Genomic DNA, 22825 nt, shown 5'->3' with positions numbered 1-22825 from the left:
AAGGCCGGCGCGCGGGCAGTTGCCTTGCAATGGTCATCTTTCTCAAGCCGGCGGCGGCCATGTCATATCACCGCCGGTCTGGAGGATAAAAAAATGGCTTTGATAACAATCACCTGGAAAGAATAATATTTCCTAAACCCCTATTACATTCAGTATTTCTTAACAAATATTACCCGTCACCTCCTGGCAAGACTGACTGCCTAAATTGGCGCTCTTTTAGCCAGGAGTATGACAATGACTTCCCGTTTTTCCCGCCGGCAAATGGTCAAGGCCGCCGTCCTGGGCCTTGCCTCCGCCACCCTGCCCGCTTGTGGCGGCGGCAGCGACAGCAAGGATCCGCCCGTCGATGACGACCAAGGCACCCCCGGGCCTGGCCCGGAACCCTGCGTCGTGCCCGAACCTCAGACCGGGCCGCAGCAACCACGCGGCCTGCACGTCAGCTGGACCGACGACCTGTTCACGACCCGTACCATGACCTGGTTTACCGACGGCAGCCGCGACCCGGGCAGCATCGTGGAATACGGCCCGCTGGAAAGCGGCATGGAAGAGTGCCATATCCTCAGCGCCCCCTTCCCCTTCCGCGCGTCCGGCCTCAGCCACGAAACCTATGGCGTGGATGCCTTGACCCACGCCGCCACGATCAGCAGCATCGACCCGGAACGCGGCATACGCTATCGGGTTGGTTCGTCCGGCGGCGGCTGGAGCGAGGTGCATACCCTGCCCCCCTTCCCGCGCGACAAATTCCGCTTCTGCCACTTTGGCGACCAGGCGGTACGCGACTCCAGCCGACGCGTCATGGACAGCGTGCGGCAGCAGAACCCGGATTTCTTCCTGGTCGCGGGCGATCTTTCCTATGCCAATGGCGACCAGCCAGTCTGGGACCGCTATTTCGACATGCTGGAACCCTATACCGCCAGGCTGCCCATAATGACCTGTCCCGGCAACCACGAAGCCAAGGACGGCCGTGGCCAGGGCTACCGCACCCGTTTCAGCCAGCCCGGCGAAGGCACTTACTTCACCTGGGACGTGCATCGTGTCCACTTCCTGTTCAGCACGGGCGGTTCGCTGCTGCGCGACCTGTCCACCACCAAGGAATTGATGGAAGAACTCGATTTCATGGAAAAAGACCTGGCCGACGCCTACCAGCGCCGCCAGAATGGCGAGATCGACTTCATCGTGCTGGTGCAGCACTATCCGCTCTGGACCAACACCGAAGGCCGCAGCCCGGCCAATTTCTCGCTCGTGGCGCTGGAAGAAAAGATGCTGCTGCGCTATGAGGTCGACCTGGTGCTGGCCGGCCACGACCACCTTTACGAACGCTCGCATCCGACCATGCGCGGCAAACCGGCCGAGGGCGGCTACATCCAGGTCACGCAGGGCGGCGGCGGCAAGTCCCTGTACTCGCTGATTGCCAAGCCTGCAGCCTGGGCCGCGGTTTCCCGCGTCTGCCACGGCTATACGGTGCTGGATGTCGAGGGCCGCACCTTGCGTGCCCGCAGCTACGCCGTCAGCGACAGCGACGGCAATCTGTTCGAGCCCGATGCCGACCAGCTGATAGACAGTTTCGAGATCCCCGCCCGGGTACCGGCCGCCAGTGCACGTAGTGCGGTCGCAGGCAGCGCGGCCGCGGACGCCAAGGCGCTGCTGCCCCTGCGCAAGGCCAGGCGCCTGGAGGACATGGAGATAGACCTGCACGCCATGCTGCTGCACACCATCCAGCGCAACCGTGACCACGACCTGCACGAAGAAGGCCTGGAACACGACGAGGACTAGGCCGGACGATAGGCCGGAACCTGCCGCCATGCACACGGCGACGGGTTCCTCAGCGATAAAAAAACCGGCCCCAGGGAGTATTTCCCCTGGGGCCGGTGCCATTTCACCGGTTGCTGCCAGCAACTGCCATTGACTGGCAGCAGTGGCGCGGCTGCCTTGCTTACTGTGCCGGCGTACTCAGATTCCGGGCCGCTTCCAGCAGTTCAGCCGCATTGATACCGCGGCGCGTCGCGTCCTTGACCCAATCGTCCGACACGCTCGCGGCGGCCTGTTGCAGCGCGGCGTAGTCTTCCGGTGCGATGTCGACCAGGCTGCCCGGTGCCGATGCCGCCTTGGCATCACGCGTGAACTTGTCCCAGGCCACACCGAAACGCTGCACCAGCGCGTCGCCGCTGTTGCGGTCGAGGATCTCGCGCAGGTCAGCCGGCATCTGGTCGTACTTGCGCTTGTTCATCACCATCGCCAGGATCGTATGGCTGATGGCAGGATCACCTTCGGCAATGGCGCTGTGGTACTGCGTCACTTCATCCAGCTTGGTCGAGGGCACCACTTCCCACGACGCCAGCGCGCCATCCACCACGCCCTTGGAAATGGCTTCCGTCATTTGGGCCGGCGGCATGCTCACTGGTGCAGCGCCCCAGGCTTCCAGGATATTGGCGCCAACGCGATGCGAGGCCCGCACCTTCTTGCCTTTGATATCTTCCAGCTTGCGCACCGGCTGGTTACGCATGTGCAGGTCCATGCCGCCGCCAGTGAACATGGCCAGCACTTCATAGGCCTTGTACTCGTCCTTGAGGTGGTCGTTGTAGAACTGCCAGATCAGCTTGTTGCTGGCTTCATTCCCCGTGGGCAGGATGAAGGGCAGTTCCAGCACTTCGGTACGCGGGAACTTGCCGGTGGAGAAGCCCGGCCCCATCCAGACGATATCAGCCACGCCGTTGCGTGCCTGGTCCGGCAGGGTGGCCGCCGTGCCGCCCAGTTGCAGCGACGGATAGATCTGGCATTTGATCCGGCCATTCGATTCCGCACCCAGCTGTTCGCACCAGGGTTCGATGACGTTGACCTGTGCATTCGAATTCGAAGGCAGGAAGTGCGCAATTTTCAGGGTGACATCCTGCGCCTGAACCGGCGCGGCCGCAATGAACGTCACGGCGCAAACACCGGCTGCCTTGCTGAGTAGTTTCATGACTGCTGTCTCCAGATAGTGGTTCGCTACGACGCGCTGTGCCACTGTTCCAAACAAAAGTGTGCGCCGCAGCATAACGCTGTTGATAATAAGTTACTAGTGAAATAGCCGCCCGGACATCGGTTGAAGCACCGCCACGCACCAGGCAGGCGGCGGTTTTCCGGCTATCGGCAAGCATTGCGCCGGGCCTCCCCGCCCCTGTCGCAACGCTTCCCTCAATTCACACCATTACTGCACGCACAACCAATAATACGCAGTTATGCCGCAATGCAACCAATTTATAAGACCGATTATTGCACAACAGCGTGTTTTGATGCTTATAATCTGCGCATACCAGGAGACAGACGCCTGGACGGCCCGCCTGCCAGCGCAGGGCTTTACTCAGAACAACAAGGACTATCCATGCAAACCACCGTCGGAGACTTCCTGATTCGCCGCCTACGTGAACTTGGCATCGAACATATGTTCGGTGTGCCGGGCGACTACAACCTGCAATTTCTCGACCAGCTGCAAAATGACGGCAGCGTGGAATTCGTCGGCTGCTGCAATGAACTCAACGCAGCTTATGCTGCTGATGGGTATGCGCGCCTGCGCGGCGTCTCTGCGCTACTGACGACCTACGGCGTCGGCGACCTGAGCGCGATCTGCGGCATTGCCGGCGCGGCCACGGAACACATCCCGATGGTGTGCATCACCGGCGCGCCGCCGCTACATGCGATGCGCCGCAACCTGGCGCTGCATCACACGCTGGCCGAAGGCAATTACGACGATGTGATGATCTGCCTGCAGCAGTTCACGGTTGCCCAGGCCCGCCTGACGCCGGAAAACGCCGTCATCGAAATTGACCGCGTACTGACGGCCTGCCTGATGGAAAAGAAGCCGGTCTATCTGCAATTGCCGTCCGATGTGTCCCACGTCGTCATCGACGCGCCCGCCGCCCCGCTGCAGCCGCGCGCGAAGAATGACGAGGCGCGCCTGGAAGCGGCGGTCCGCCATATCCTGACGATCTGGAACGAAGCCCAGCAACCGGCCATCCTGGTAGATATGGATGCGGACCGCTACGGCTATGCCGGCGCCCTGCTGGACTTCGCCACGGCCACTGGCACGCCTTATGCGGCCCTGGGTAGCGGCAAGGCGGTTCTGCCCGAAACCCATCCGCTTTCGCGCGGCCTGTACGGCGGCCGCAACTCGGCCCCCGCCACGCGCGAACTGATCGAAAATTCGGATTGTCTGCTGTATGTATCGCCCCGCTTCATCGAGGGCAATTCCGGCCTGTTCACGGCGCAGCTGCCCAGCAAGGGCGCCATCCGCCTGTTCGGCCACTCGGTCGAAATCGAAGGAACGGCCTATTACGCCGTCGAGCCGCGCGACCTGCTGCAGGCCCTGAAGGCCGCCCTGGCCAATTCGCCAGCTGCCGTGCCTGAAGGCCAGGCGCCGCGCCTGGCTGCGCCCAGCCCCGCCACGGATGCCCCGCTGAGCCAGGCCCGCCTGTGGCCACGCATTGCGCGCTTCGTGCGCGCCGGCGACGTGGTGGTCGCCGAGGCCGGCACGTCGAACATCGGCCTGATGCCGCAATCGCTGCCTGAACAGGTCAGCTATATCAATGCCAGCATCTGGGGCGCCATCGGCCACACCCTGCCTGCCATGCTCGGCACCTGCATGGCCGCGCCGGAACGACGCCACCTGCTGTTCATCGGCGATGGTTCCTTCCAACTGACGGCACAGGAACTGTCCACGCTGCTGCGCTACGAACAGAAGCCCATCATTTTCCTGGTGAACAACCGGGGCTATACGATCGAACGCTTCATCCTGGGCATGCGCGACGCCTACAACGATGTCGCCAACTGGGACTACCAGGCATTGCCGGGCGTTTTCGCAGGCCAGGACAAATACCTTACCCTGTCGGCACGCACGGAAACCGAACTGGAGCAGGTATTGCAACAGGCCGAACACACCGACGGCCGCCTGGTGTTCGTGGAACTGCACCTGGACCCCTTCGACGCGCCCGAAGGCCTGAAGAAGTTCGGCCCGGCCACCGCCGAATTCGACTACGGCCCGCTGGGCCCGCAACGCCAACCGCAAACTGCGGTCACGGCCTGAGCATCCTGCAGCAGCGCGCTTGCGCTGCTGCCCCGAGTTGTTCCTCTCCAGCCCCGCAAGGGGCTGTCTCTCCGGAATGCCGGCAAGGCTTGATACGCTGGTATTTCTTTTGCTGATCTTCCGGGCCCTGCGCCCGGAAGATCAGGCTTCTTCCAGCGGCAGGCCGTTGTTTTCCTTGACCCACTCCATGACGAAACTGGAGCGGCAGTCGCGCACGCTTTCGTGGTGCAGGACCTTGTCGGAAATGAAGCGCGAAAAATGATTCATGTCGCGTACCGCCACGCGCAGCAGAAAGTCCATTTCCCCCGTCAGCGACACGCACTCCACGACCTCAGGCCAGGACTGCACGGATGCCTGGAACATTTCCTTGGGGCCGACCTGGGCCGCACCCACCTGTTTTTCCAGCCGCACGTTGACATAGGCCATCAGGCCAATACCGGCTGCCTCCGCGTTGATCACGGCGCGGTAGCCCTTGATCAGGCCCTCTGACTCCAGGCGTTTCACGCGCCGCAGCACAGCCGAGGACGATAGCCCGACTTCCGCTGCCAGTACATCGAAGGAAGACCTCGCGTTTTCCTGCAAAAGCCTAAGAATGCCCAGATCCGCTTTATCAAGCTGCATTGATTTCCACTTGGGTTTGAAATGAGTGCCAAGAAACGCAACCGTCGCCCGAGCGCCACGCCTCTGATACATGGCCAGCGTCCAGTTCGGGAACCGCCTAGGACGGGCATGCCATGGAAATTCTAAATCATGCAGGATACCCGCATGGGCAGGCCGGACCTGCAAATTACCCGCAAAGTGGCACAAATACCGCCAGAATCAGGGATAACCCCGTCTTCCAGCATAAAATCCACGGAGATATCCCCTCATTTTCCTGTCTGCGCGAGCCCCCATGGATAGACTCCAGGCCATGAATACCTTCGTCGCCGTCGTGGATGCCGGCAGTTTTGTCGGCGCCATGGACGCCACTGGCCTCTCCAAGCCAGCGGTTTCCCGGCAGGTGGCTGACCTGGAACAATACCTGGGCGTACGGCTGCTGCACCGTACGACGCGCCGCCTGTCACTGACCGATGAAGGACGGCTCTACTACCTGCGCTGCAAGGAAGTGCTGGCGGCAGTGCGCGAGGCAGAAGACGAGGCCGGTACACGCGCGGCACAGGCCCATGGCCGGCTGCGCATCGGTGCGCCGCATGACTTCGGCATCCTTCACCTGGCGCCGCTGTGGGCCCGCTTCATGGCGCTCAACCCGCAGGTTGAGCTGGATATCGTGCTGTCGGACCGCGTCGTCGACCTGATCGAGGAAGGCTACGACCTGGTGGTGCGCATCGGCAATCTCACCTCGTCCGGACTGGTTGCCCGCCCCCTGGCCCGGACGCGCATGGTGCTGTGCGCCGCGCCCGCCTACCTGGAACGGCACGGTGTGCCAGAAGAGCCGCAAGCCCTGGCCCAGCACGCCATTATTGGCTACAGCTACTCATCACATGGCGATGAATGGCGTTTCTTGCATGAGGACGGCCGACGCGCCGGCCTGCGAGTGCAGCCGCGCGCCCATGCCAACAGTGGCGCCACCTGCCTGGCGCTGGCGCTGGCCGGCCAGGGCGTGATCCTGCAACCGGATTTCCTCAGCCATGGCGCGCTGCAACGCGGCGATCTGGTGGAACTGATGCCGCAATGGCAAGCCGGCACTATCAACGTACATGCCGTCTACCCGACCCGCACGCTGCTGCCGCTCAAAGTTCAACTATTGCGGGATTTCCTCGCGGACGCACTGCGTGATCCGCCCTGGCTCGCCACCTGATTCCCTATTCGGATGGCAGTGCCGTCACTGCACCGACCACGGCACGGGCCAGGAGAGCGCCATGCCGCTTCCCAGGGCAATTTCCGCCTGGGCCTGGCCTGCCAGCTGCGCCAGCGCGACCGGGTCGATCATCAGCAGCCGCCGCTGGTACACGCGTATCCAGCCCTGGCTTTCGAACTGCTGGAATACCCGCGTCAGCCGATGCCACCCCACGCCCGTCATATCGGAAAAGTCCTGACGCGTCATGGGGAAATCCAACAATACGCCATCTTCCACCGTGCGACCGCACTGGCGTGCGCAGACCAGCAAGGTCACCGCCAGCCTGACATCGGCACGGGCCATCCTGGCCACGCTGGCCAGTTCCGTTGCCTGCCGCAGGCGCTCTCCCATCAGGGCAGCGGCATTCTGCCGCAAACGCGGGACGGATTCCAGCAAGGCAAGAAAAACCTCGCGCGGCACCGCGCTCACCTGGCACGTGCCGACAGCCGTACCAAGGATGGCCTGCCTGTCATCGTCCGCCTGCTGCGCGGCCCCGATCGCGCCGAAGATATCGCCAGGCAGGCAGAATCCATACACCGGGGTCGTTCCATCAGTTAGCAGGCGGCGCAGCTTGATCCGGCCCTGCTCAAGCAGGAATACCTGTGCGCCATCAGACGCCACCGGTTCTCTGCCACGAAAAACCAGGCGCTGGGCCTGGGCCTGGAAGGCGGACCGCGCGCTGGCGCTGCCACCCGCGAAAAAATCCGTATCTTTTCGTCGCCATAGCGTCATGGCAGGCTCTCGCACGCGTACGTTACTCATAGAGAATGGATTGAGTCTTCGAAACAGGATTTTTCGTTGATCCTGCAATCACGCGACGTGATATGCCGGACGAATTGACACGAAACTGGCCATGAACAGCCAGACAGACCGCCCAGGAACGCATCCACGAACGATACAGCAGCCGCAACGGTGGGTTACCGCCACGTGCTGGCATCAAATTGATATACAGACATTCCTTAATGCAACCGGACGCCGCACCGTTTTTCCATGCAGGCAAGGGCATGTCGCCATTGCTGCACCAACGCTGGCATCAGCGCTGGCGGTGGCCCGACCACACCGGATAGCCACGCATGGCCGACACGGCAACCTCGTTGTGAGGGCGCGCAACCAATCCCCGATAATTCGCAAAATCTTTCATCGCTTCGTTTTCTAACGCACTGCGTAACGGGCACTTGAGCCCCCCGGACTACCCGCCGCACCAGAAACAATTCTGGTACAAACGCCATGTTTTTTCATCCCACCAACATGGCATCATCCACGCTGATTACTATCTTTCTGCCCACAGAAATACGTGGAGATGCAAGACGATAGTGAGCTTTTTTCGAATATAACACTGTGCTGATTCAATAAATCAGCGCCAGCGCACGGATTTTGCGTTTAATAATTAAAAAATGTTCAGGCCTCCCCTGAACTAGTTATTATGCGCACAGAGGTATCCCCATACCCCTGTGCGAGAGGCGAAAACAGCGTGCCTCAGCCTGCGCTGCCTGAAGCGGACTTGAGCGCTTCGATGCGCTGGGCATAGCCGGCGGCATCCGCACTGCGGCCCTGGCTGACGCACAAGGCATGCAGGTTTTCCAATACCGGCAGCAGGCGGGCATCTTCCGTGCCCAAGACCTGTTCGGAAAGCGCCAGCGATTGCAGGAACAGTTTCTCGGCTTCGGCAAAGCGGCGCTTGCGGTAGATCGGCCCGGCCATATTGTTCAGAATCTGCGCCTGGCCCAGCAGGGCGTCCGCCTCATTGCCATGGGTAGCATAGGCGTCAAGCGCCTGCTGGTACAGGGCGCTGGCGCCGGCTTCATCGTTCTGCTCTTCGCGCAGGCGTGCCTGGCTCGACAGCAAGTGCGCAGCAGCCAGGCTGTCCGCCCCCTGCCCGCGCTGCACCAGCGCCAGCGCGCGCGCCAACAGAGGTTCCGCTTCGGCATATTCCTTGCGGCTCATGTGCCAGATCGCCAGTTCATTCAAATGCCCGGCAATGCCCGGGTCTTCCGGGTTGAGGCGTTCGCGCAGCGCCAGCGCGGCGCGGTGCAACGGTTCGGCTTCATCATTGAGCCCCTGGCGATTCAGCAATGCGGCCAGTTCGCCCTGGCTTTGCGCTACCACGATATCGTTGTCGCCCAAGGCCTGGCGCCGCAATTGCAAGGCTTCTTCCAGTGCCGCACGCGCCGCCGCCACGTCCCCGCGGGATTCCTGCACCCGCGCCTGGCGCGTCAGCCCGTCGGCGCGTACCAGCGGCGGCAGTTCCACCGAGGATGCCAGCAGGGCGCTGGTATAGCGCTCGGCCTCGGCCTGGTTGCCTTGCGCCGCATACACACGGCCCAGTGCGGCATTCAGATTCGCCTTGAGCGTATTGTTCTGTGCATCCGCCGGCAAGCCGGACACGATATCCAGGCCGCGCTTGTAGTAAGTCAGCGCCTCTTCGCCACGGCCTTGGCCGTCTAGCGTATTGCCCAGGTTATAGGCCAGCGAAGCCGTATTGGTGTGCTTGCCCAGCGACTGTTCACTCAACTCCAGCGAACGCTTCTGCAATTCGATCGCCTTGTCGTACTCGCCACGCTCGCCATGGATCATGGCCAGCAGATTCAGGCTGCTCGCCATATAGGGCTTGGTATTGCCCTTGCCCGACTCGGCGATCTTCAGCGATGCGCGCGCGGCTTTTTCCGCGCCCGCGAGATCCTGCGCCTGATATTGTTTGATGGCTTCGTCGTACTGGGTCTTCCAGTCGTCCGTTGCGGCCTGTGCCGCCGTTCCCGCCCAAGCCAGCAGGCAAGCTCCCAGCAAATGTTTGATGTTGATGTTCATGGATCAATCCGGTCCGTCGAGATGGCACATATGCCAGAAAACGCCACAGCTGACCGCGTCAGCGACGTACAGACTCGAAGTTTAGACAAAAAGACGATTGATATAGATATTTATTTCTGGATCATGACCCTGCCCGCCCCCAACCCTTTCCCTACAATAGAGCCTGCCCCCCCGGAATGCCCTGCACAGTCCGCGCGGACAACGAGGCGCGGAAAATCCGCCGGGATGTCTGGCCCTAGGCCCGCCAGGCATGTCAGAATGAAATATCTGCCAGAACCCGGTGCTTGGCACCATGGCCTGGCCAACGGATCAGGAGAACGACGATGATTCGCGAGATTCTGAAGATGGGAGACCCGCTGCTGCTGCAGATTGCGGAACCCATCGAACACTTTTCCACGCCGGAACTGCTGGCGCTGGTGGCCGATATGTTCGAAACCATGGACAGCGCGGATGGCGTCGGGCTGGCTGCGCCGCAGATCGGCGTCAGCCTGCAGCTGATGGTCTTCGGCTTCGAGCACAGCGAACGTTATCCGGATGCCCCGGCCGTGCCGCGCACGGCGCTGTGCAACCCCATCATCGAACCGCTGACGGAAGAAACCGAGGACGGCTGGGAAGGCTGCCTGTCCATCCCGGGCCTGCGTGGAGTGGTGCCGCGCTACCGTGCCATTCGTTACACCGGCTATACCCCTGAAGGCGAGGAAATCAGCCGTACCGCGGAAGGCTTCCATGCGCGTGTCGTGCAACACGAATACGACCACCTGATCGGCCGCTTGTACCCGTCACGCATCCAGGATTTCGGCCTGTTCGGCTATACCGACGTGCTGTTTCCGGAACGCAGCCAGACCGGCAGGGCCTGACACACTGTTGCGCCCGGCCATGCCCTGAAGCACGCCACGCAGGCATCGGCCCCTGGCCGGAAAGGATGACACGACAATGCTGCCAGCCTGGGTTTTGCTGGTCTCGCTAGGCTATGCCGCGCTGCTGTTCGCGGTCGCCTGGGCTGGCGACCGCTATCCGCTCTATCCGCAGCGGCCCTGGCTGCGGCCGGCGGTCTACAGCCTGGCGCTGGCAGTCTATTGCTCGTCCTGGACCTTCTATGGCGCGGTCGGTTCAGCCGTGCGCTACGGGATAGGCTATCTGCCCATCTATCTCGGGCCATTCCTGATGATGCTGTTCGGCTGGCGCATCATGGAACGCCTGGCGCTCATTGCGCGCTCGCAGAACACGGTATCCATTTCCGACTTCATTGCCAGCCGCTACGGCCGTTCGCAACGCCTGGCTGCGCTGGTGGCGATCATTGCCCTGCTGGCGGCCGTGCCCTATCAGGCCCTGCAGTACAAAGCGGTGGCGCTGAGCCTGGATGTCTTGACCGGGCCCGCCCGCGACGCCAGCCTGTTGGGTGATCCGGCACTGTATGTCGCCATCCTGATGGCGGTGTTCTCCGTGATGTTCGGCACGCGCAAGGTCGATGCGACCGAGCACCGCCCCGGCCTGATCCTGGCCGTAGCCTTCGAATCACTGGTCAAACTCATCGCGCTGATCACCATCGGCGTCTTTTCCATTCTCTGGTTTTCCGGCAGCGGCACCAGCCTGGTCCAGGCCACCCAGACCCTGCTGGACCGCCCGCCCATCGGCTTCGTGGGCCAGACCTTGCTGGCTTTCGCAGCCATGATCTGCCTGCCGCGCCAGTTCCACGTCGCCATCGTCGAATGCGGCGATGTGGCCGACATCCGGCGCGCGCGCTGGTGGTTCGGCGGCTATCTGGTCATCGTCTGCCTGATGGTGCTGCCGATTGCCAGCGCCGGCGCTGCGCTCTTCGGCTTCAGCGATACGGCCGCGCCCGACAGCTTCGTGCTTGCGCTGCCGCTGGCGCAGAACAATGCCGCACTGGCACTGGTGGCATATATCGGCGGTTTTTCTGCCGCCACCGGCATGGTCATCGTGGCCAGCGTCGCGCTGTCGACCATGATCAGCAATGACCTGATCATGCCCATCCTGCTGCGCCGCCGCCGTGCCGGATCGCTGGAACGCAACGTTGCCGGTACGGTACTGTGGGTGCGGCGCGTCGGCATCTTTTTCATGGCCTCGCTGGCCTATGGCTACTACCGGGCCAGCGGCAGCGATACCGCGCTGGCCTCCTTCGGCCTGATGGCCTTTGCCGCCGTGGCCCAGTTCGGTCCCGGCCTGGTGGGCGGGCTTTACTGGAGCGGCACCAGCCGCCGAGGCGTGGAAGCCGGGCTGCTGGTGGGCTTTGGCATCTGGACCTACACGCTGCTGCTGCCCAGCCTGACCGAAAGCGGCTGGCTGGACCCGGCCTGGATGCGCGACGGCCTGTTCGGCCTGCTCTGGCTGCGCCCGCAGCACCTGTTCGGCAGTACCGGCTGGGACCCGCTGACCCACGGCACGTTCTGGTCCCTGCTGCTCAACGGGCTGACCATGCTACTGGTGTCCATGCGCTGGCCGCCGGGCCTGGCCGAACGCCTGCGCGCCGAGCCTTTCCTCAATCCCTATGCGGAACACCGTGCCCAGGCGCCCAGTCAGTGGCGCGGCAACCTGCAAGTCACCGACCTGCAAGTCCTGGCTGGCCGCATCATCGGCGAACCTGCCGCCCAGAAGGCCTTCGAGGAACAGGCGCGCCAACGCGGCCTGACGCTGGCGCCCGGACTGCCCGCCGATGCAGCGTGGATACACACCACCGAACTGCTGTTGGCGGCCGCCGTCGGGGCGGCCTCCGCACGCCTGCTGATGACCACGGCGCTGGAAGGCTCGGGCATGGAGATCACGGCCATCGTCGCAATCCTCGACGAAGCCGGGCCGGCGCTGCGGTTCAACCGCGAGATCCTGCTGGCCACCCTGGAAAACATTGACCAGGGCGTGAGCGTGGTAGATGCGGAAATGCGCCTGGTGGCCTGGAACAAGCGCTATCTCCAGCTGTTCGGCTATCCGGCGGACATGCTGTACGTCGGCCGTCCTGTGGCCGACCTGATTCGCTTCAATGTGGAGAACGGCAAGCTCGGCCCGGCCTCGCGCCTGGATATCGAACAGGAAATCGACAAGCGCATTGCGTTCATGCGTGCCGGTTCACCGCATATCTTCCAGCGCGTGCTGGAAACCGGGCAAGTGCTGGAACTGCGTGGCCGCCCCCTGCCTGCCGGCGGCTATGTCACCACCTACAGCGACATCAGCGCCTATAAGCACGTGGAAGGCGAGTTGCGCGAAATGAACGAAAACCTGGAACAGCGGGTGGCCGAACGCACCCGCGAGGCTGAACAGGCCCAGGAGTCTCGCACCCGCTTCCTCACCGCCGTCAGCCATGACGTGCTGCAACCCATCAATGCCGCACGGCTGTTCGCGTCGGCGCTACGGGCCTCTGACCAGGCAGCCGAACAAAAGCACCTCGCCGAGCGCGTCGATACCTCGCTGCGTGCCGCCGAGGAATTGCTTGACGGTCTGCTGGATGTATCGCGCCTGGATGCCGGCGCCCTGCGGCCGGATGTCACGGTATTCGACGCCGGCATCCTGATGCGCCAACTGGTCGAACAGTATGCGCCGATGGCCCAGGGCCGGGGGCTGGAACTCCGGCTGCACGCGCGCTCGCATTATGTGCGCAGCGACCAGCGCCTGTTGCGGCGCGTGCTGCAGAATTTCCTCGCCAACGCCTTGCGCTATACCCGCCAGGGCCGCATCCTGCTCACCGCCCGCCAGCGCGGCGACAGCATCGTGTTCCAGGTCTGGGATACCGGCCCTGGCATTCCCTCGCACCATCTGCGCCAGATCTACGAAGAATTCCACCGCTACGAACAGCCCTTCGACTGGGACGGCCGTGGCCTGGGCCTGGGGCTTTCCATCTGCCAGCGCATTTCCCTGCTGCTGGGCCATGCGCTGGACGCGCGCTCCATCGTCGGGCGCGGCAGCATGTTTTCCATTGCCGTGCCGCGTGTCGCGGCGCCGGCGCCCGATGCCGCCCACCTGGCCAGGCCCGCAGGACAGGCGCCGGATGCCAGCAATGTCGCCGGCCTGAAAGTGCTGTGCGTGGATAACGACCCCGATATCCTCGAAGGCATGCGCGCCCTGCTGCAGCGCTGGCAGATAGACATAGACTGCGCCACCACGGTAGACGAAGCGCTGGCTGCCATGGCCCATGCCCCCGACGTGCTGCTGGTGGACTATCACTTGCACGACCGCCTGGACGGGCTCGACACCCTGGACGCACTGCGCGCATTGCGGCCGGGCGTACGGGGCGCGCTGCTGACTGCCGACGGCAGCGATACGCTCAAGCAGCTGGCCCGGACGCGGGGCTACCATGTTCTGACCAAACCAGTAAAGCCTGCCTCCTTGCGTGCCTACCTGGCAGCCCAGCTCAAGGCCGCCCGCGCCGGGGCTGTCTCTCCCTAGCCACATGGCACACGCCCCGGGGAAACCCGGACTTTACTTATGCTCAATTAAAGAATAAAACTTATGCTCACGAGCAGAATAACAGTCTGACAACGATCCGTCCGCCCCCCTGGGCCGGTCTTGGCACCGCGTCATGCCTCGCCGCAGCAACGCTACCCACAGCGTCGCAACAACGCCGGGGCCATGCCTGCGTGTGGCGGCCCGGATGGCCTATGCCCTGGCTGTGCATTCTGCGTTCCACGACTTTTTTCGCAAGGATAATGCTCATGGAGAGCAAATCTATCGCCTCCACCCCCAATGCCGCTGCGGCGGCCGACGCCTGGCCTGCGCCACCTCTGCCACGGCTCATCCTGGAACCGCAGGTGCGCGCCGCCTTGCTGGAAGACCTGGGCCGGCGCGGCGATATCACCAGCGATGCCATCATCCCGGCCGACACCGAAGCCCGGCTGGCCCTGCGCGCACGCGAATCCGGCGTGCTGGCCGGCCTAGATGCGGCCCGCCTGGCGTTCGAACTCATGGACGGCCGCATCCACTTCGAGCCCGCCATGGCCGACGGCACGCACCTGGCACCCGGCGACACCATCGCGCTCATACACGGCCCGGCCCGCGCCCTGCTCGGTGCGGAACGCACAGCGCTGAACTACCTCAGCCACTTGAGCGGCATCGCCAGCGCCACGGCGCGCATCGCCGATACCGTACGCCCCTACGGCACGCGTGTGAATTGCACTCGCAAAACCTTGCCTGGACTGCGCAGCCTGCAGAAATACGCGGTGCGCGTCGGCGGCGGCAGCAACCATCGCTACGGCCTGGATGACGCCGTCCTCATCAAGGACAACCACATTGCCATCTGCGGCAGCTTGCAAGCCGCCGTCGAACGCGCACGCGCCCATGCCGGCCACCTGACCGCACTGGAAGTCGAGGTCGATACCCTGGCGCAACTGCGCGAAGCACTGGACCTGGACGTCGCCGTGGTGCTGCTCGACAACATGGATACCGATACGCTGCGCCAGGCGGTTGCCCTGGCACGCGGACGCGCCGTCACCGAAGCCTCAGGCGGCGTGTCGGAAGCCAGTGCTGCCAGCATTGCTGCAACCGGCGTCAATTACATCGCCATCGGCGCGCTGACGCACAGTGTGCGTGCGCTGGATATCGGACTGGATAGCCTCTAACCCCTGCCCCTGCTGTCGGGCCGTAGCCGGACACCTGCTGCGCCCCATAAATACTCACATAGAGCATAAAAGGAACCCTGCCATGCCAACTGCCGCCAGTCCCGATGCCCTCCGCCGCTGGTTCGATTACGACACGCACGCCAGCGCACCGGCTGCAGGCTCAGCCTGCTCCACCCGCAGCGCCTGGGCCACTGTGCCGCCGCCACTGGATGACAGCCTGCGCGAGCATTACCGCACCCGCATCAAGGCCCTGCTACAGCGGGAAAATGCCGTACTGGTCGCGCACTACTATGTCGATGCAGACCTGCAGGATCTCGCCCGGGAAACCGGCGGCTGCGTGGGAGATTCGCTGGAAATGGCGCGCTTCGGCCGCGACCACGATGCCGCCACCATCGTTGTCGCCGGCGTCCGCTTCATGGGCGAGACTGCGCGCATCCTGAGCCCGGAAAAACGCATCCTGATGCCCGACCTGAGTGCCACCTGCTCGCTCGACCTGGGTTGCCCCGCAGACGAGTTCCGCGCCTTCCGCGCACTGCACCCGGATCGCACCGTTGTTGTCTATGCCAATACCAGCGCCGCCGTGAAAGCCCAGGCCGATTGGGTGGTTACCTCCTCGGTGGGGCTGGATATCGTCGCCAGCCTGCACGCGCGCGGCGAGAAGATCCTGTGGGCGCCGGACCGCCACCTGGGCAGCTACATCCAGCGCCAGACCGGTGCCGACATGGTGCTGTGGCAGGGCTCATGCCTGGTCCACAATGAGTTCAAGGGTTTCGAACTCGAAACGCTGCGCCAGGAATACCCGCACGCGAAAGTGCTGGCGCATCCGGAATCACCAGACTCGGTGGTCAGCCAGGCGGATGTCGTCGGCTCCACCACGCGCCTGATCCAGGCGGCGACCGAACTGGACGCCACGCATTTCATCGTCGCCACAGACATGGGCATCCTGCACGAAATGCGCATGCGCGCCCCTGGCAAGACTTTCCTGGCGGCGCCAACCGCGGGCAACAGCGCCGCCTGCAAAAGCTGCGCCTTCTGCCCCTGGATGGCAATGAACGGCCTGGCAGGCCTGGCCAACGCGCTGGAACACGGCCAGGGTGAAATCACGCTGGAACCGGCCCTGGCGCAGGCCGCCCGCCTGCCCATCACCCGCATGCTGGACTTTGCCGCCGCGCGCCAGGCGCGTGTGCAGGCCAGCGGCGACCTCGAACAAGATATGGAGCTTTACAGCCATGTGGGCGCAGCCTGAACCTACCCATACCGCGCCGCAGCGTTTTGACGCCATCATCGTCGGCGGCGGCCTTGCCGGCGTCACTGCCGCACTGCACCTGCCTGCGCACTGGCGCATTGCTCTGGTGCTCAAGCAAGCTCCTGAACACAGCGCCAGCTACCATGCCCAAGGGGGGATTGCCGCCGTGCTGGCGCAGGATGACAGCATTGCCGCTCACGTCGAAGACACGATAATCGCCGGCGCGGGGCTCTGCGATATCGGCCATACGACAGGCATCCTGTCGCAAGCAGGCGCGGCCATCGCCTGGCTGCAAGCCATGGGCGTGCCATTCAGCCAGGAAAACGGCTGCCTGCACCTGACGCGCGAAGGCGGACACAGCCAACGCCGCATCGTGCATGCGGCCGACGCCACGGGCCATGCCGTGATGGAGGCACTCTGGCCGCACATTGCCAGGCACCCGGGTATCACCGTGCTGGGCGGGCACGCCGCCATAGACTTATTGATCGCCGAGCCAGGCCAGCATCAACACTGCCAGGGCATCACTGCCATCGACCTGGACCGCGGCACCATCCGGCCTCTGCTGGCACCGCATACCATGCTGGCAACGGGCGGCAGCGGGCAACTCTACCCTCGTACCACCAATCCCGCCGGCGCGACCGCAGACGGCGTAGCCATGGCCTGGCGCGCAGGGTGCGTCATCGAAAACATGGAATTCATCCAGTTCCACCCCACCGGCCTGGCAGTGGAAAATTGCCAGCAGAATGGACGCACGCCCCTGATCTCCGAAGCCATGCGCGGCGAAGGCGCGCTGCTGCGCCTGCCTGACGGCGACCGCTTTATGCCCCGCCACGATGCTCGCGCGGAACTGGCCCCGCGAGACATCGTGGCCCGCGCCATCTACCGCGAAATGCAAGACCACAAGCTGGACCATGTCGACCTGGACATCAGCCATCGCAGCCCAGGTTTCCTGGCCAGCCATTTCCCCAGCCTCATGGCATTGTGCCGTTCATACGGCATAGACCCCGCCACGACACCCATTCCCGTCGCCCCCTTGGCGCACTATGCCTGCGGCGGCATCCGCACCGACCTGAACGGACGCACCAGCCTGCCTGGCCTCTACGCCATCGGTGAATGCGCCAGCACGGGCCTGCATGGCGCCAACCGGCTGGCCAGCAACTCGCTGCTGGAGTGCGTCGTCATGGGGCGCGCCAGCGCACGCGATGCCCTTTTGGGCAATCGAACGCCAGACATGGCTGACGACCAGCTTGGCGGGGCCATGCATTGCCGCTCAGTTCTGAGAAGCCATGCCATACCCGAGCCTGCGCCGCACAGCACATGGGATGATACGCGCTGCGCCCAGGCGCGCCGCACCCTGCAGCACCTCATGTGGCAAGGCGCAGGCATTCTTCGCACCCCTGCGGGCATGGCGCGGGCCAGCCTGGAATTGGGCCAGCTGCGGCATTCCTTCCTGGCTGCGACACGACCGGTAACGCTGTCCCTGGCCTGGCTGGAACTGCGCAACCTGCTGGACGTTGCCGGATTGGTCCTGGACGCAGCCTCGGCACGCCAGGAAAGTGTAGGGATGCATGCGCTGGAACACAGCAGCACCTGAAACACCCCTCGCAGCGTGCAGCCTATCTGGCCGTTGAGCCCGTCCCCAGGCTCGCCAGGAAGGCTTCGCCTGCCTCGCGCGCCTCACGGGCACGCTGCGCAGGCGGCAAGCCCAGGTAGCGCGCATTGGGCGCTTCGATTTCCAGTTCGATATGCGCAGGCACGGCATCCATCAGCCCACGCAAATCCAGTTCGCCCTGCCCTGGCAAAAGCCTCCCCTGTCGCATTTCCTCATGCAAATCGCTGCCTGGCGGCAAGCGCAAGGGGGCATCGCACAATTGCAGGGAAAACAGGAGGGCAGGGTCGACGTTCGCCACCTGGCCCGGCCCGCCACCCGAGCGCCACAAATGCAAGGCATCTATGACCAGGCCCAGACGGTCCCCCGCACCAGCCTGCTGCAATACATCAAGCGCATCCTCCAGCGCAGGGATCTTGCTGACAGGGATGAACTCCAGGCCAACCCGGACGCCATACTGCTTGCCCAACTCTGCCACCGCATGCAATTGCTCCGCCACGCCCGCACGGTCAGGATGGAAAGAGTTGGCAACCAGCGTATGGATACCGAGCTGGGCGCAAGCGGCCAGTACTGGCTCATAATCGGACGGCCGCACTTGGTCGGTGAAGCGATAGCTTGATGCGCTGGTCAGCGCCAAACCACTGTCACGAGCCACTGCCGCCAACTGCGCCACAGCGGCTTCGCGGAAAACATCCAGGGGCCACTCGTCACCAGGACGATGCCCGGTCAACCGGATGGCGCTGGCACGAAACCCGCCTTCAGCCGCTGCACGCACCATTTGCTCAGGCGCCAGTTCCGCCAGAGTGAGATATGCCATGACAAGGTTAGCCATGCGTACTCTCCGCCAGACGCGGCCGCGCGCCAGGGATACCGCCAAAAAGCGTCCATGCCTGGGTCACGGCAGTGCCGGTATCCACCAGCAAGTTGGCGCCGCTGATGCCGGAAGCCATGTCGGACACCATGAAGGCAATGGTATCGGCCACTTCCTCGGACGTCACCAACCGCCCCAATGCCGTCATCTCGATAGGATTGACGGTATAGCGCTGCCCCGTCGCAATGCGTTCCGCTACCCTGGGCGTCATCACGACACCAGGCGACACCGTATTGAAACGGACCCCGCTACGCCCCCATTCCACGGCCATGCTTTCCATCAGCAAATTGACAGCTGCCTTGGAAGAACAATATGCATGCATGCGTGCCGCCCGCACACCATTCCATGAGGATACCCCCACGAACGAACCTGCGCCCCTGGCAGCCATGCGCTTGCCAAATGCCACCGCCACCAGGAAAGTGCCCCGATGCACCAACTGGGCGATACGGTCCCACTCCTCCACCGAGGTGTCTTCGGCCGGGGCCAGCGGCTGGAACGTGGCAGCAGCGTGCACGACCGCCGCCACCGGACCCATTTCCGCTTCAATGGCGTCAGCGACTCTCTCCACGTCGTCACGGTCCAGAATATCCATGCGCCAGAACCGCGCCCCGCACTCGGCTGCCACGTCTCTCATGCTGTCTTCATTGATATCGCAAACGACCACACGCCAGCCCAGCGCCGTCAGCGTACGACATATGACGCGACCGATACCGCCCGCGCCCCCCGTGACCACGGCCACCCGCCCCTTTCCTGACAAACGATCCATCCTTCCTCACTCCTCTTGGCTGTCTGCCAGCGCGGCCACGTCGGCTCGTGCAAGATCCAGCATTTCCATGCCCCGGTCACCCGCGACTTTCTTCAAATATTTTTCCGACTCTGGAACCGCCAGGGCTGTGATTTCGGCCAATGTTTCTGGCGAAAATTCCTGCATTCCCAGGTGCTCGCGGGCGCCGTCAATCCCCAGTTGCACGTCTTCTTCGGCCCACTCTCGGCTCAAGCCAGCCCCCATGGCGACTGTCTCCTGCAGCAGCGCTCGCGTGCCCTCGTCCAACCTGGACCAAGTGCGTTGGGCCACGACCAACGGCTGCGTGCTGAATGCAGCAGGCAGGTAGGTCGCGTACTTCGACACTTCGTAAAACTTGCGTTCGACCACGGACTTCGGCCCCGTGAACGTGCCATCTATGGTGCCGCGCTGCAGGGCCATGTAGACCTCGCTGGATGACGTGATCACCGAACTGGCTCCCAGGGACTCCAGCATGATGGATGCAAACGTATTCGGCGCCCGCAGGCGCAGCCCCTTGAAGTCTTCTACCGTACGAACCGGCCGCACGCGGTTGAGCAGCATGCCATTCAGGCCAAACTCCATCCACCCCAATACCTTGATATCGTTGTCCCGCTCCAATGCGGACGACAATGCCCGGCCCATATTGCCATCCAGGGCGGCATGGGCCTTGGCATAGCTATCCAGCAGCATGGGAAAGTCCAGCACGGCCATTTCCGGCGTGGTTTCCTCCCAGAACGTCGATGCCGCGAAAATCATGTCGACGGCACCGAACGACACGCTATTGACCAGTCCTTTCTCGGTATACAGCGTGCCTGCGCCAAACACTTCCATGCGGTACTGGCTGCTTTTTTCATTGAAATGCTTGGCCATGGCATCAGCCACCCGCGACAGGTGATTGGATACCGGCGAATGATGCGCCAGCTTCAGCACCTTGCGGTCATCAGCCAGGCCAGCACCCGGCGCAACCGTCAGCGCCGCCAGACACAACGCGGCCAGGGATCGGTAGATTGTTTTCATAGTCTCCTCCGTTATATGTATCGAAAATGAACTGCCACAAAGAACTGCCCACTCGTTTTTCCAAGCTGGCCATCACCTGCCTGCTACTTTGCTTCTTCCTGCTGCACGCTTTTCTCGGATGCACGGCGCGGGCGCCATATCTGCAGCACCATGGCAATGAACAACAAGCCGAACCCCAGCGGAATGGCTGAGTACGGTATCCAGTAAGGCATGCGGAACAACCCCGGCGTCATGCGGCCCGTTTCCCAGGCGTCCAGCGCCAGCACACCGCCGTTCCACGCCATCGCCGCCACATAGGGCAAGGCAAAGGCCAGCGTCGCCCTGAAGCAGACGCGCTGCCATTTCGACGACATCATTTCGACGAACACATCCACCCGCACATGGGCATCCTCCAGCATGACGGACGCCTGCACCAGGAATGCCGCGATGATCACCAGGAAAATCGCCAGGTCGTGCACCCATCGCGTGGGCATGCCCAGATAGCGCGCCACGATTTCATAGGTCACGATGCCCGCCACCGTGACCAGCAGCACTGCGGCAATCACGCCCGCCAGGCGGCAAATGGAATATAGAAAGCCATACATATTCATCTCCTCCTTATCGTCCGCTTACAGGAAAACCCGCGTCATGCCAGGGAAGACCAGCAAGAGCACCAGCATGGCCAACAAGCAGAACAGATAGGGCGAAGTCGACATCAACACTTCACGAAACGTCGTGTTGGTATATCGCCGTCCGATCTCCTGGATGATGAACAGGTTCATCCCCACAGGCGGAGTCAGGAAGGCGCTCTCGATGGCGACCACCAGGAAGACGCCGAACCAGACCGGGTCTATCCCCATGGCAGTAATGATCGGGAACAGCACCGGCGAAATGATCAGCACCAGCGGCGAAACCTCGAAGAACATGCCCAGGAAGACAAGCAGCGCGGCGATGATGATCAACACCGTGGTCTGCGACACATCAGCGGACAGCGCGAAATGCGTCAGTGATTCAATCACTCGCATCTCGATCAACAAATGGTTGAACAGCGAAGAAGCCACGATGGCGCCTAGGATAAAGCCCGAGAACTTGGTGCCTTCCAGCATCACTTTGGGCAGTTGCTGCCATGTGATCGTCCGCTTGATGAGAACCGTCACGATCAAGGCCATGACCACGCCGAAGGCGCCTGCCTCGTTGGGTGTGAACAGGCCGCTGTACAAGCCACCCAGGACGGACAGCGACAGGAAGCAGGCCCAACCGGCTTTCTTCAAGGCAGCGCCACGCTCGGCCCAGGTCGCCTTCGGCGGGCGCAGCGACGTATCGTTGCGGAACAGGAAAGCCGTCATGCCGCAAAACAGCAAGGTCAGGATCAAGCCCGGCACGATACCGGCCAGGAACAGGTCGCCCACCGACACTTCCGTCACGGCACCATAAAGAATCATGACGCCACTGGGCGGAATCAGAACACCCAGCGTCCCACCCGCTGCCACGGGCCCGAACACCAGCTTGCGCGGGTAGCCCGCCTTCAGCATGGCCGGCACGGCAATACTGCCGATCGTGGCAGCCGTCGCCAGGCTGGATGAGGAAATCGCAGCGAACAGTGCGCAGGCCACCACGGAAGAGATCGCCAGGCCACCGCGTATATGCCCCAGGAAACTACTGGCCAGGGCGAACAATTCGTCGCCAATGCGGCCATGGAAAATCAGCGTTCCCATCAGAATGAACAAAGGCAACGCCATGAACGTCGACGTATTCAGCATCTGGTAGGCGATGATGGGAAACTGGATCAGCGCATCCAACCCGCCCCCGAGCACCGTACCCAGCAAAGCTGCCAAGCCCATGGCAAAGGCAAAGGGCATTCCCAGGATCAACATCGCCAGAAATAGCCCGACTATCGCAAAACTCATATTGTCTCTCCTTTGCCCAGACCGGCACGGTCGCCGGACACACCAAGCACTGCTCTCATTTTTTGTCTCCTTTCTTCTTATTTCATGCGCCGCGAAAGAAACGCCTGCGGCTGGCCATCCCGCAACAGGACAGCACTTTTGGCGCAG

Annotated in this window: 17 protein-coding genes; 8 read left to right on the top strand and 9 right to left on the bottom strand. The window is 63.0% G+C overall.

Features of this window, described 5'->3' with window-relative positions; translation table 11 throughout:
* The first annotated feature begins 234 nt into the window (after positions 1–234).
* Complete coding sequence (locus tag ACEW7X_RS01760) at positions 235–1773, top strand: purple acid phosphatase family protein (protein WP_420177527.1); 1539 nt, start codon at positions 235–237, stop codon at positions 1771–1773.
* 160 nt (positions 1774–1933) lie between these two features.
* Here the strand turns inward: ACEW7X_RS01760 and ACEW7X_RS01755 are convergent, their stop codons facing one another.
* Entirely contained in the window at positions 1934–2959 is a 1026-nt protein-coding gene (locus tag ACEW7X_RS01755; RefSeq protein WP_068371212.1) for a TRAP transporter substrate-binding protein, read from the bottom strand.
* Positions 2960–3361: 402 nt separating this feature from the next.
* Here ACEW7X_RS01755 and ACEW7X_RS01750 point away from each other — a divergent pair, with 402 nt between their 5' ends.
* Positions 3362–5059 (top strand): alpha-keto acid decarboxylase family protein, encoded by a 1698-nt coding sequence (locus ACEW7X_RS01750; protein ID WP_068371214.1) that lies wholly within the window; start codon positions 3362–3364, stop codon positions 5057–5059.
* A gap of 141 nt (positions 5060–5200) precedes the next feature.
* Here ACEW7X_RS01750 and ACEW7X_RS01745 read toward each other — a convergent pair whose 3' ends face one another.
* Positions 5201–5680: an Lrp/AsnC family transcriptional regulator gene (locus ACEW7X_RS01745; protein WP_068371217.1), complete on the bottom strand. Its 480-nt coding sequence runs from the start codon at positions 5678–5680 to the stop codon at positions 5201–5203.
* A 289-nt stretch (positions 5681–5969) separates the two neighbouring features.
* Here ACEW7X_RS01745 and ACEW7X_RS01740 point away from each other — a divergent pair, with 289 nt between their 5' ends.
* Complete coding sequence (locus tag ACEW7X_RS01740) at positions 5970–6857, top strand: LysR family transcriptional regulator (protein WP_338134559.1); 888 nt, start codon at positions 5970–5972, stop codon at positions 6855–6857.
* A 24-nt stretch (positions 6858–6881) separates the two neighbouring features.
* Here ACEW7X_RS01740 and ACEW7X_RS01735 read toward each other — a convergent pair whose 3' ends face one another.
* Together ACEW7X_RS01735 and ACEW7X_RS01730 are read right to left on the bottom strand one after the other, a co-directional pair.
* Complete coding sequence (locus tag ACEW7X_RS01735; RefSeq protein ID WP_083969600.1) at positions 6882–7658, bottom strand: Crp/Fnr family transcriptional regulator; 777 nt, start codon at positions 7656–7658, stop codon at positions 6882–6884.
* A 714-nt stretch (positions 7659–8372) separates the two neighbouring features.
* Positions 8373–9701 carry a tetratricopeptide repeat protein gene (locus tag ACEW7X_RS01730; protein ID WP_420177526.1) on the bottom strand — a complete coding sequence of 443 codons (1329 nt, stop codon included), beginning with the start codon at positions 9699–9701 and terminating at the stop codon, positions 8373–8375.
* Between the two features lie 323 nt (positions 9702–10024).
* Between ACEW7X_RS01730 and def the strand changes: the two genes are divergently transcribed.
* The 5 genes from def (at position 10025) to nadB (ending at position 18105) form a co-directional block, all read left to right on the top strand.
* Positions 10025–10558 (top strand): peptide deformylase, encoded by a 534-nt coding sequence (def, locus tag ACEW7X_RS01725; protein ID WP_068371231.1) that lies wholly within the window; start codon positions 10025–10027, stop codon positions 10556–10558.
* Between the two features lie 76 nt (positions 10559–10634).
* Complete coding sequence (locus ACEW7X_RS01720; protein WP_253103098.1) at positions 10635–14096, top strand: NahK/ErcS family hybrid sensor histidine kinase/response regulator; 3462 nt, start codon at positions 10635–10637, stop codon at positions 14094–14096.
* A 266-nt stretch (positions 14097–14362) separates the two neighbouring features.
* Positions 14363–15265 carry a carboxylating nicotinate-nucleotide diphosphorylase gene (nadC, locus tag ACEW7X_RS01715; protein ID WP_068371237.1) on the top strand — a complete coding sequence of 301 codons (903 nt, stop codon included), beginning with the start codon at positions 14363–14365 and terminating at the stop codon, positions 15263–15265.
* Between the two features lie 82 nt (positions 15266–15347).
* Positions 15348–16511, top strand: a complete 1164-nt coding sequence (gene nadA / locus ACEW7X_RS01710) for a quinolinate synthase NadA (protein ID WP_415358613.1) — start codon at positions 15348–15350, stop codon at positions 16509–16511.
* Positions 16495–18105 carry an L-aspartate oxidase gene (gene nadB, locus ACEW7X_RS01705; RefSeq protein ID WP_420177525.1) on the top strand — a complete coding sequence of 537 codons (1611 nt, stop codon included), beginning with the start codon at positions 16495–16497 and terminating at the stop codon, positions 18103–18105. Before nadA ends, nadB begins: the two co-directional genes overlap by 17 nt.
* A 22-nt stretch (positions 18106–18127) precedes the next feature.
* Here the strand turns inward: nadB and ACEW7X_RS01700 are convergent, their stop codons facing one another.
* The 5 genes from ACEW7X_RS01700 to ACEW7X_RS01680 form a co-directional block, all read right to left on the bottom strand.
* The gene (locus tag ACEW7X_RS01700; protein ID WP_165390059.1) at positions 18128–18937 is read right to left on the bottom strand and encodes a sugar phosphate isomerase/epimerase family protein; all 810 of its coding nucleotides are present in this window, start codon (positions 18935–18937) and stop codon (positions 18128–18130) included.
* A 7-nt stretch (positions 18938–18944) separates the two neighbouring features.
* Positions 18945–19757: an SDR family NAD(P)-dependent oxidoreductase gene (locus tag ACEW7X_RS01695; protein ID WP_420177524.1), complete on the bottom strand. Its 813-nt coding sequence runs from the start codon at positions 19755–19757 to the stop codon at positions 18945–18947.
* Between the two features lie 6 nt (positions 19758–19763).
* Positions 19764–20792 (bottom strand): TRAP transporter substrate-binding protein, encoded by a 1029-nt coding sequence (locus ACEW7X_RS01690; protein WP_130487579.1) that lies wholly within the window; start codon positions 20790–20792, stop codon positions 19764–19766.
* An 83-nt stretch (positions 20793–20875) separates the two neighbouring features.
* A complete protein-coding gene (locus ACEW7X_RS01685; RefSeq protein WP_165390060.1) occupies positions 20876–21376 on the bottom strand; it encodes a TRAP transporter small permease in 501 nt (166 codons plus the stop codon).
* 24 nt (positions 21377–21400) lie between these two features.
* Positions 21401–22678 carry a TRAP transporter large permease gene (locus ACEW7X_RS01680; protein ID WP_130487581.1) on the bottom strand — a complete coding sequence of 426 codons (1278 nt, stop codon included), beginning with the start codon at positions 22676–22678 and terminating at the stop codon, positions 21401–21403.
* Positions 22679–22825 lie beyond the last annotated feature (147 nt).

The organism is Kerstersia gyiorum, assembly GCF_048595715.1.
GTDB lineage: Bacteria > Pseudomonadota > Gammaproteobacteria > Burkholderiales > Burkholderiaceae_B > Kerstersia > Kerstersia gyiorum.
Note: the sequence above shows the minus strand (reverse complement) of the source record. Positions and strands in the feature narration are given on the sequence as shown.

Bases quoted from the DNA above. Each gene is read 5' to 3' on its own strand.
- nadC (WP_068371237.1), top strand. From the start codon at position 14,363: ATGGAGAGCAAATCTATCGCCTCCACCCCCAATGCCGCTGCGGCGGCC.
- ACEW7X_RS01750 (WP_068371214.1), top strand. From the start codon at position 3,362: ATGCAAACCACCGTCGGAGACTTCCTGATTCGCCGCCTACGTGAACTT.
- ACEW7X_RS01720 (WP_253103098.1), top strand. From the start codon at position 10,635: ATGCTGCCAGCCTGGGTTTTGCTGGTCTCGCTAGGCTATGCCGCGCTG.
- ACEW7X_RS01735 (WP_083969600.1), bottom strand. From the start codon at position 7,658: ATGAGTAACGTACGCGTGCGAGAGCCTGCCATGACGCTATGGCGACGA.
- ACEW7X_RS01730 (WP_420177526.1), bottom strand. From the start codon at position 9,701: ATGAACATCAACATCAAACATTTGCTGGGAGCTTGCCTGCTGGCTTGG.
- ACEW7X_RS01740 (WP_338134559.1), top strand. From the start codon at position 5,970: ATGAATACCTTCGTCGCCGTCGTGGATGCCGGCAGTTTTGTCGGCGCC.
- ACEW7X_RS01760 (WP_420177527.1), top strand. From the start codon at position 235: ATGACTTCCCGTTTTTCCCGCCGGCAAATGGTCAAGGCCGCCGTCCTG.
- nadA (WP_415358613.1), top strand. From the start codon at position 15,348: ATGCCAACTGCCGCCAGTCCCGATGCCCTCCGCCGCTGGTTCGATTAC.
- ACEW7X_RS01690 (WP_130487579.1), bottom strand. From the start codon at position 20,792: ATGAAAACAATCTACCGATCCCTGGCCGCGTTGTGTCTGGCGGCGCTG.
- ACEW7X_RS01685 (WP_165390060.1), bottom strand. From the start codon at position 21,376: ATGTATGGCTTTCTATATTCCATTTGCCGCCTGGCGGGCGTGATTGCC.
- ACEW7X_RS01700 (WP_165390059.1), bottom strand. From the start codon at position 18,937: ATGGCATATCTCACTCTGGCGGAACTGGCGCCTGAGCAAATGGTGCGT.
- ACEW7X_RS01695 (WP_420177524.1), bottom strand. From the start codon at position 19,757: ATGGATCGTTTGTCAGGAAAGGGGCGGGTGGCCGTGGTCACGGGGGGC.
- nadB (WP_420177525.1), top strand. From the start codon at position 16,495: ATGTGGGCGCAGCCTGAACCTACCCATACCGCGCCGCAGCGTTTTGAC.
- ACEW7X_RS01680 (WP_130487581.1), bottom strand. From the start codon at position 22,678: ATGAGTTTTGCGATAGTCGGGCTATTTCTGGCGATGTTGATCCTGGGA.
- def (WP_068371231.1), top strand. From the start codon at position 10,025: ATGATTCGCGAGATTCTGAAGATGGGAGACCCGCTGCTGCTGCAGATT.
- ACEW7X_RS01745 (WP_068371217.1), bottom strand. From the start codon at position 5,680: ATGCAGCTTGATAAAGCGGATCTGGGCATTCTTAGGCTTTTGCAGGAA.
- ACEW7X_RS01755 (WP_068371212.1), bottom strand. From the start codon at position 2,959: ATGAAACTACTCAGCAAGGCAGCCGGTGTTTGCGCCGTGACGTTCATT.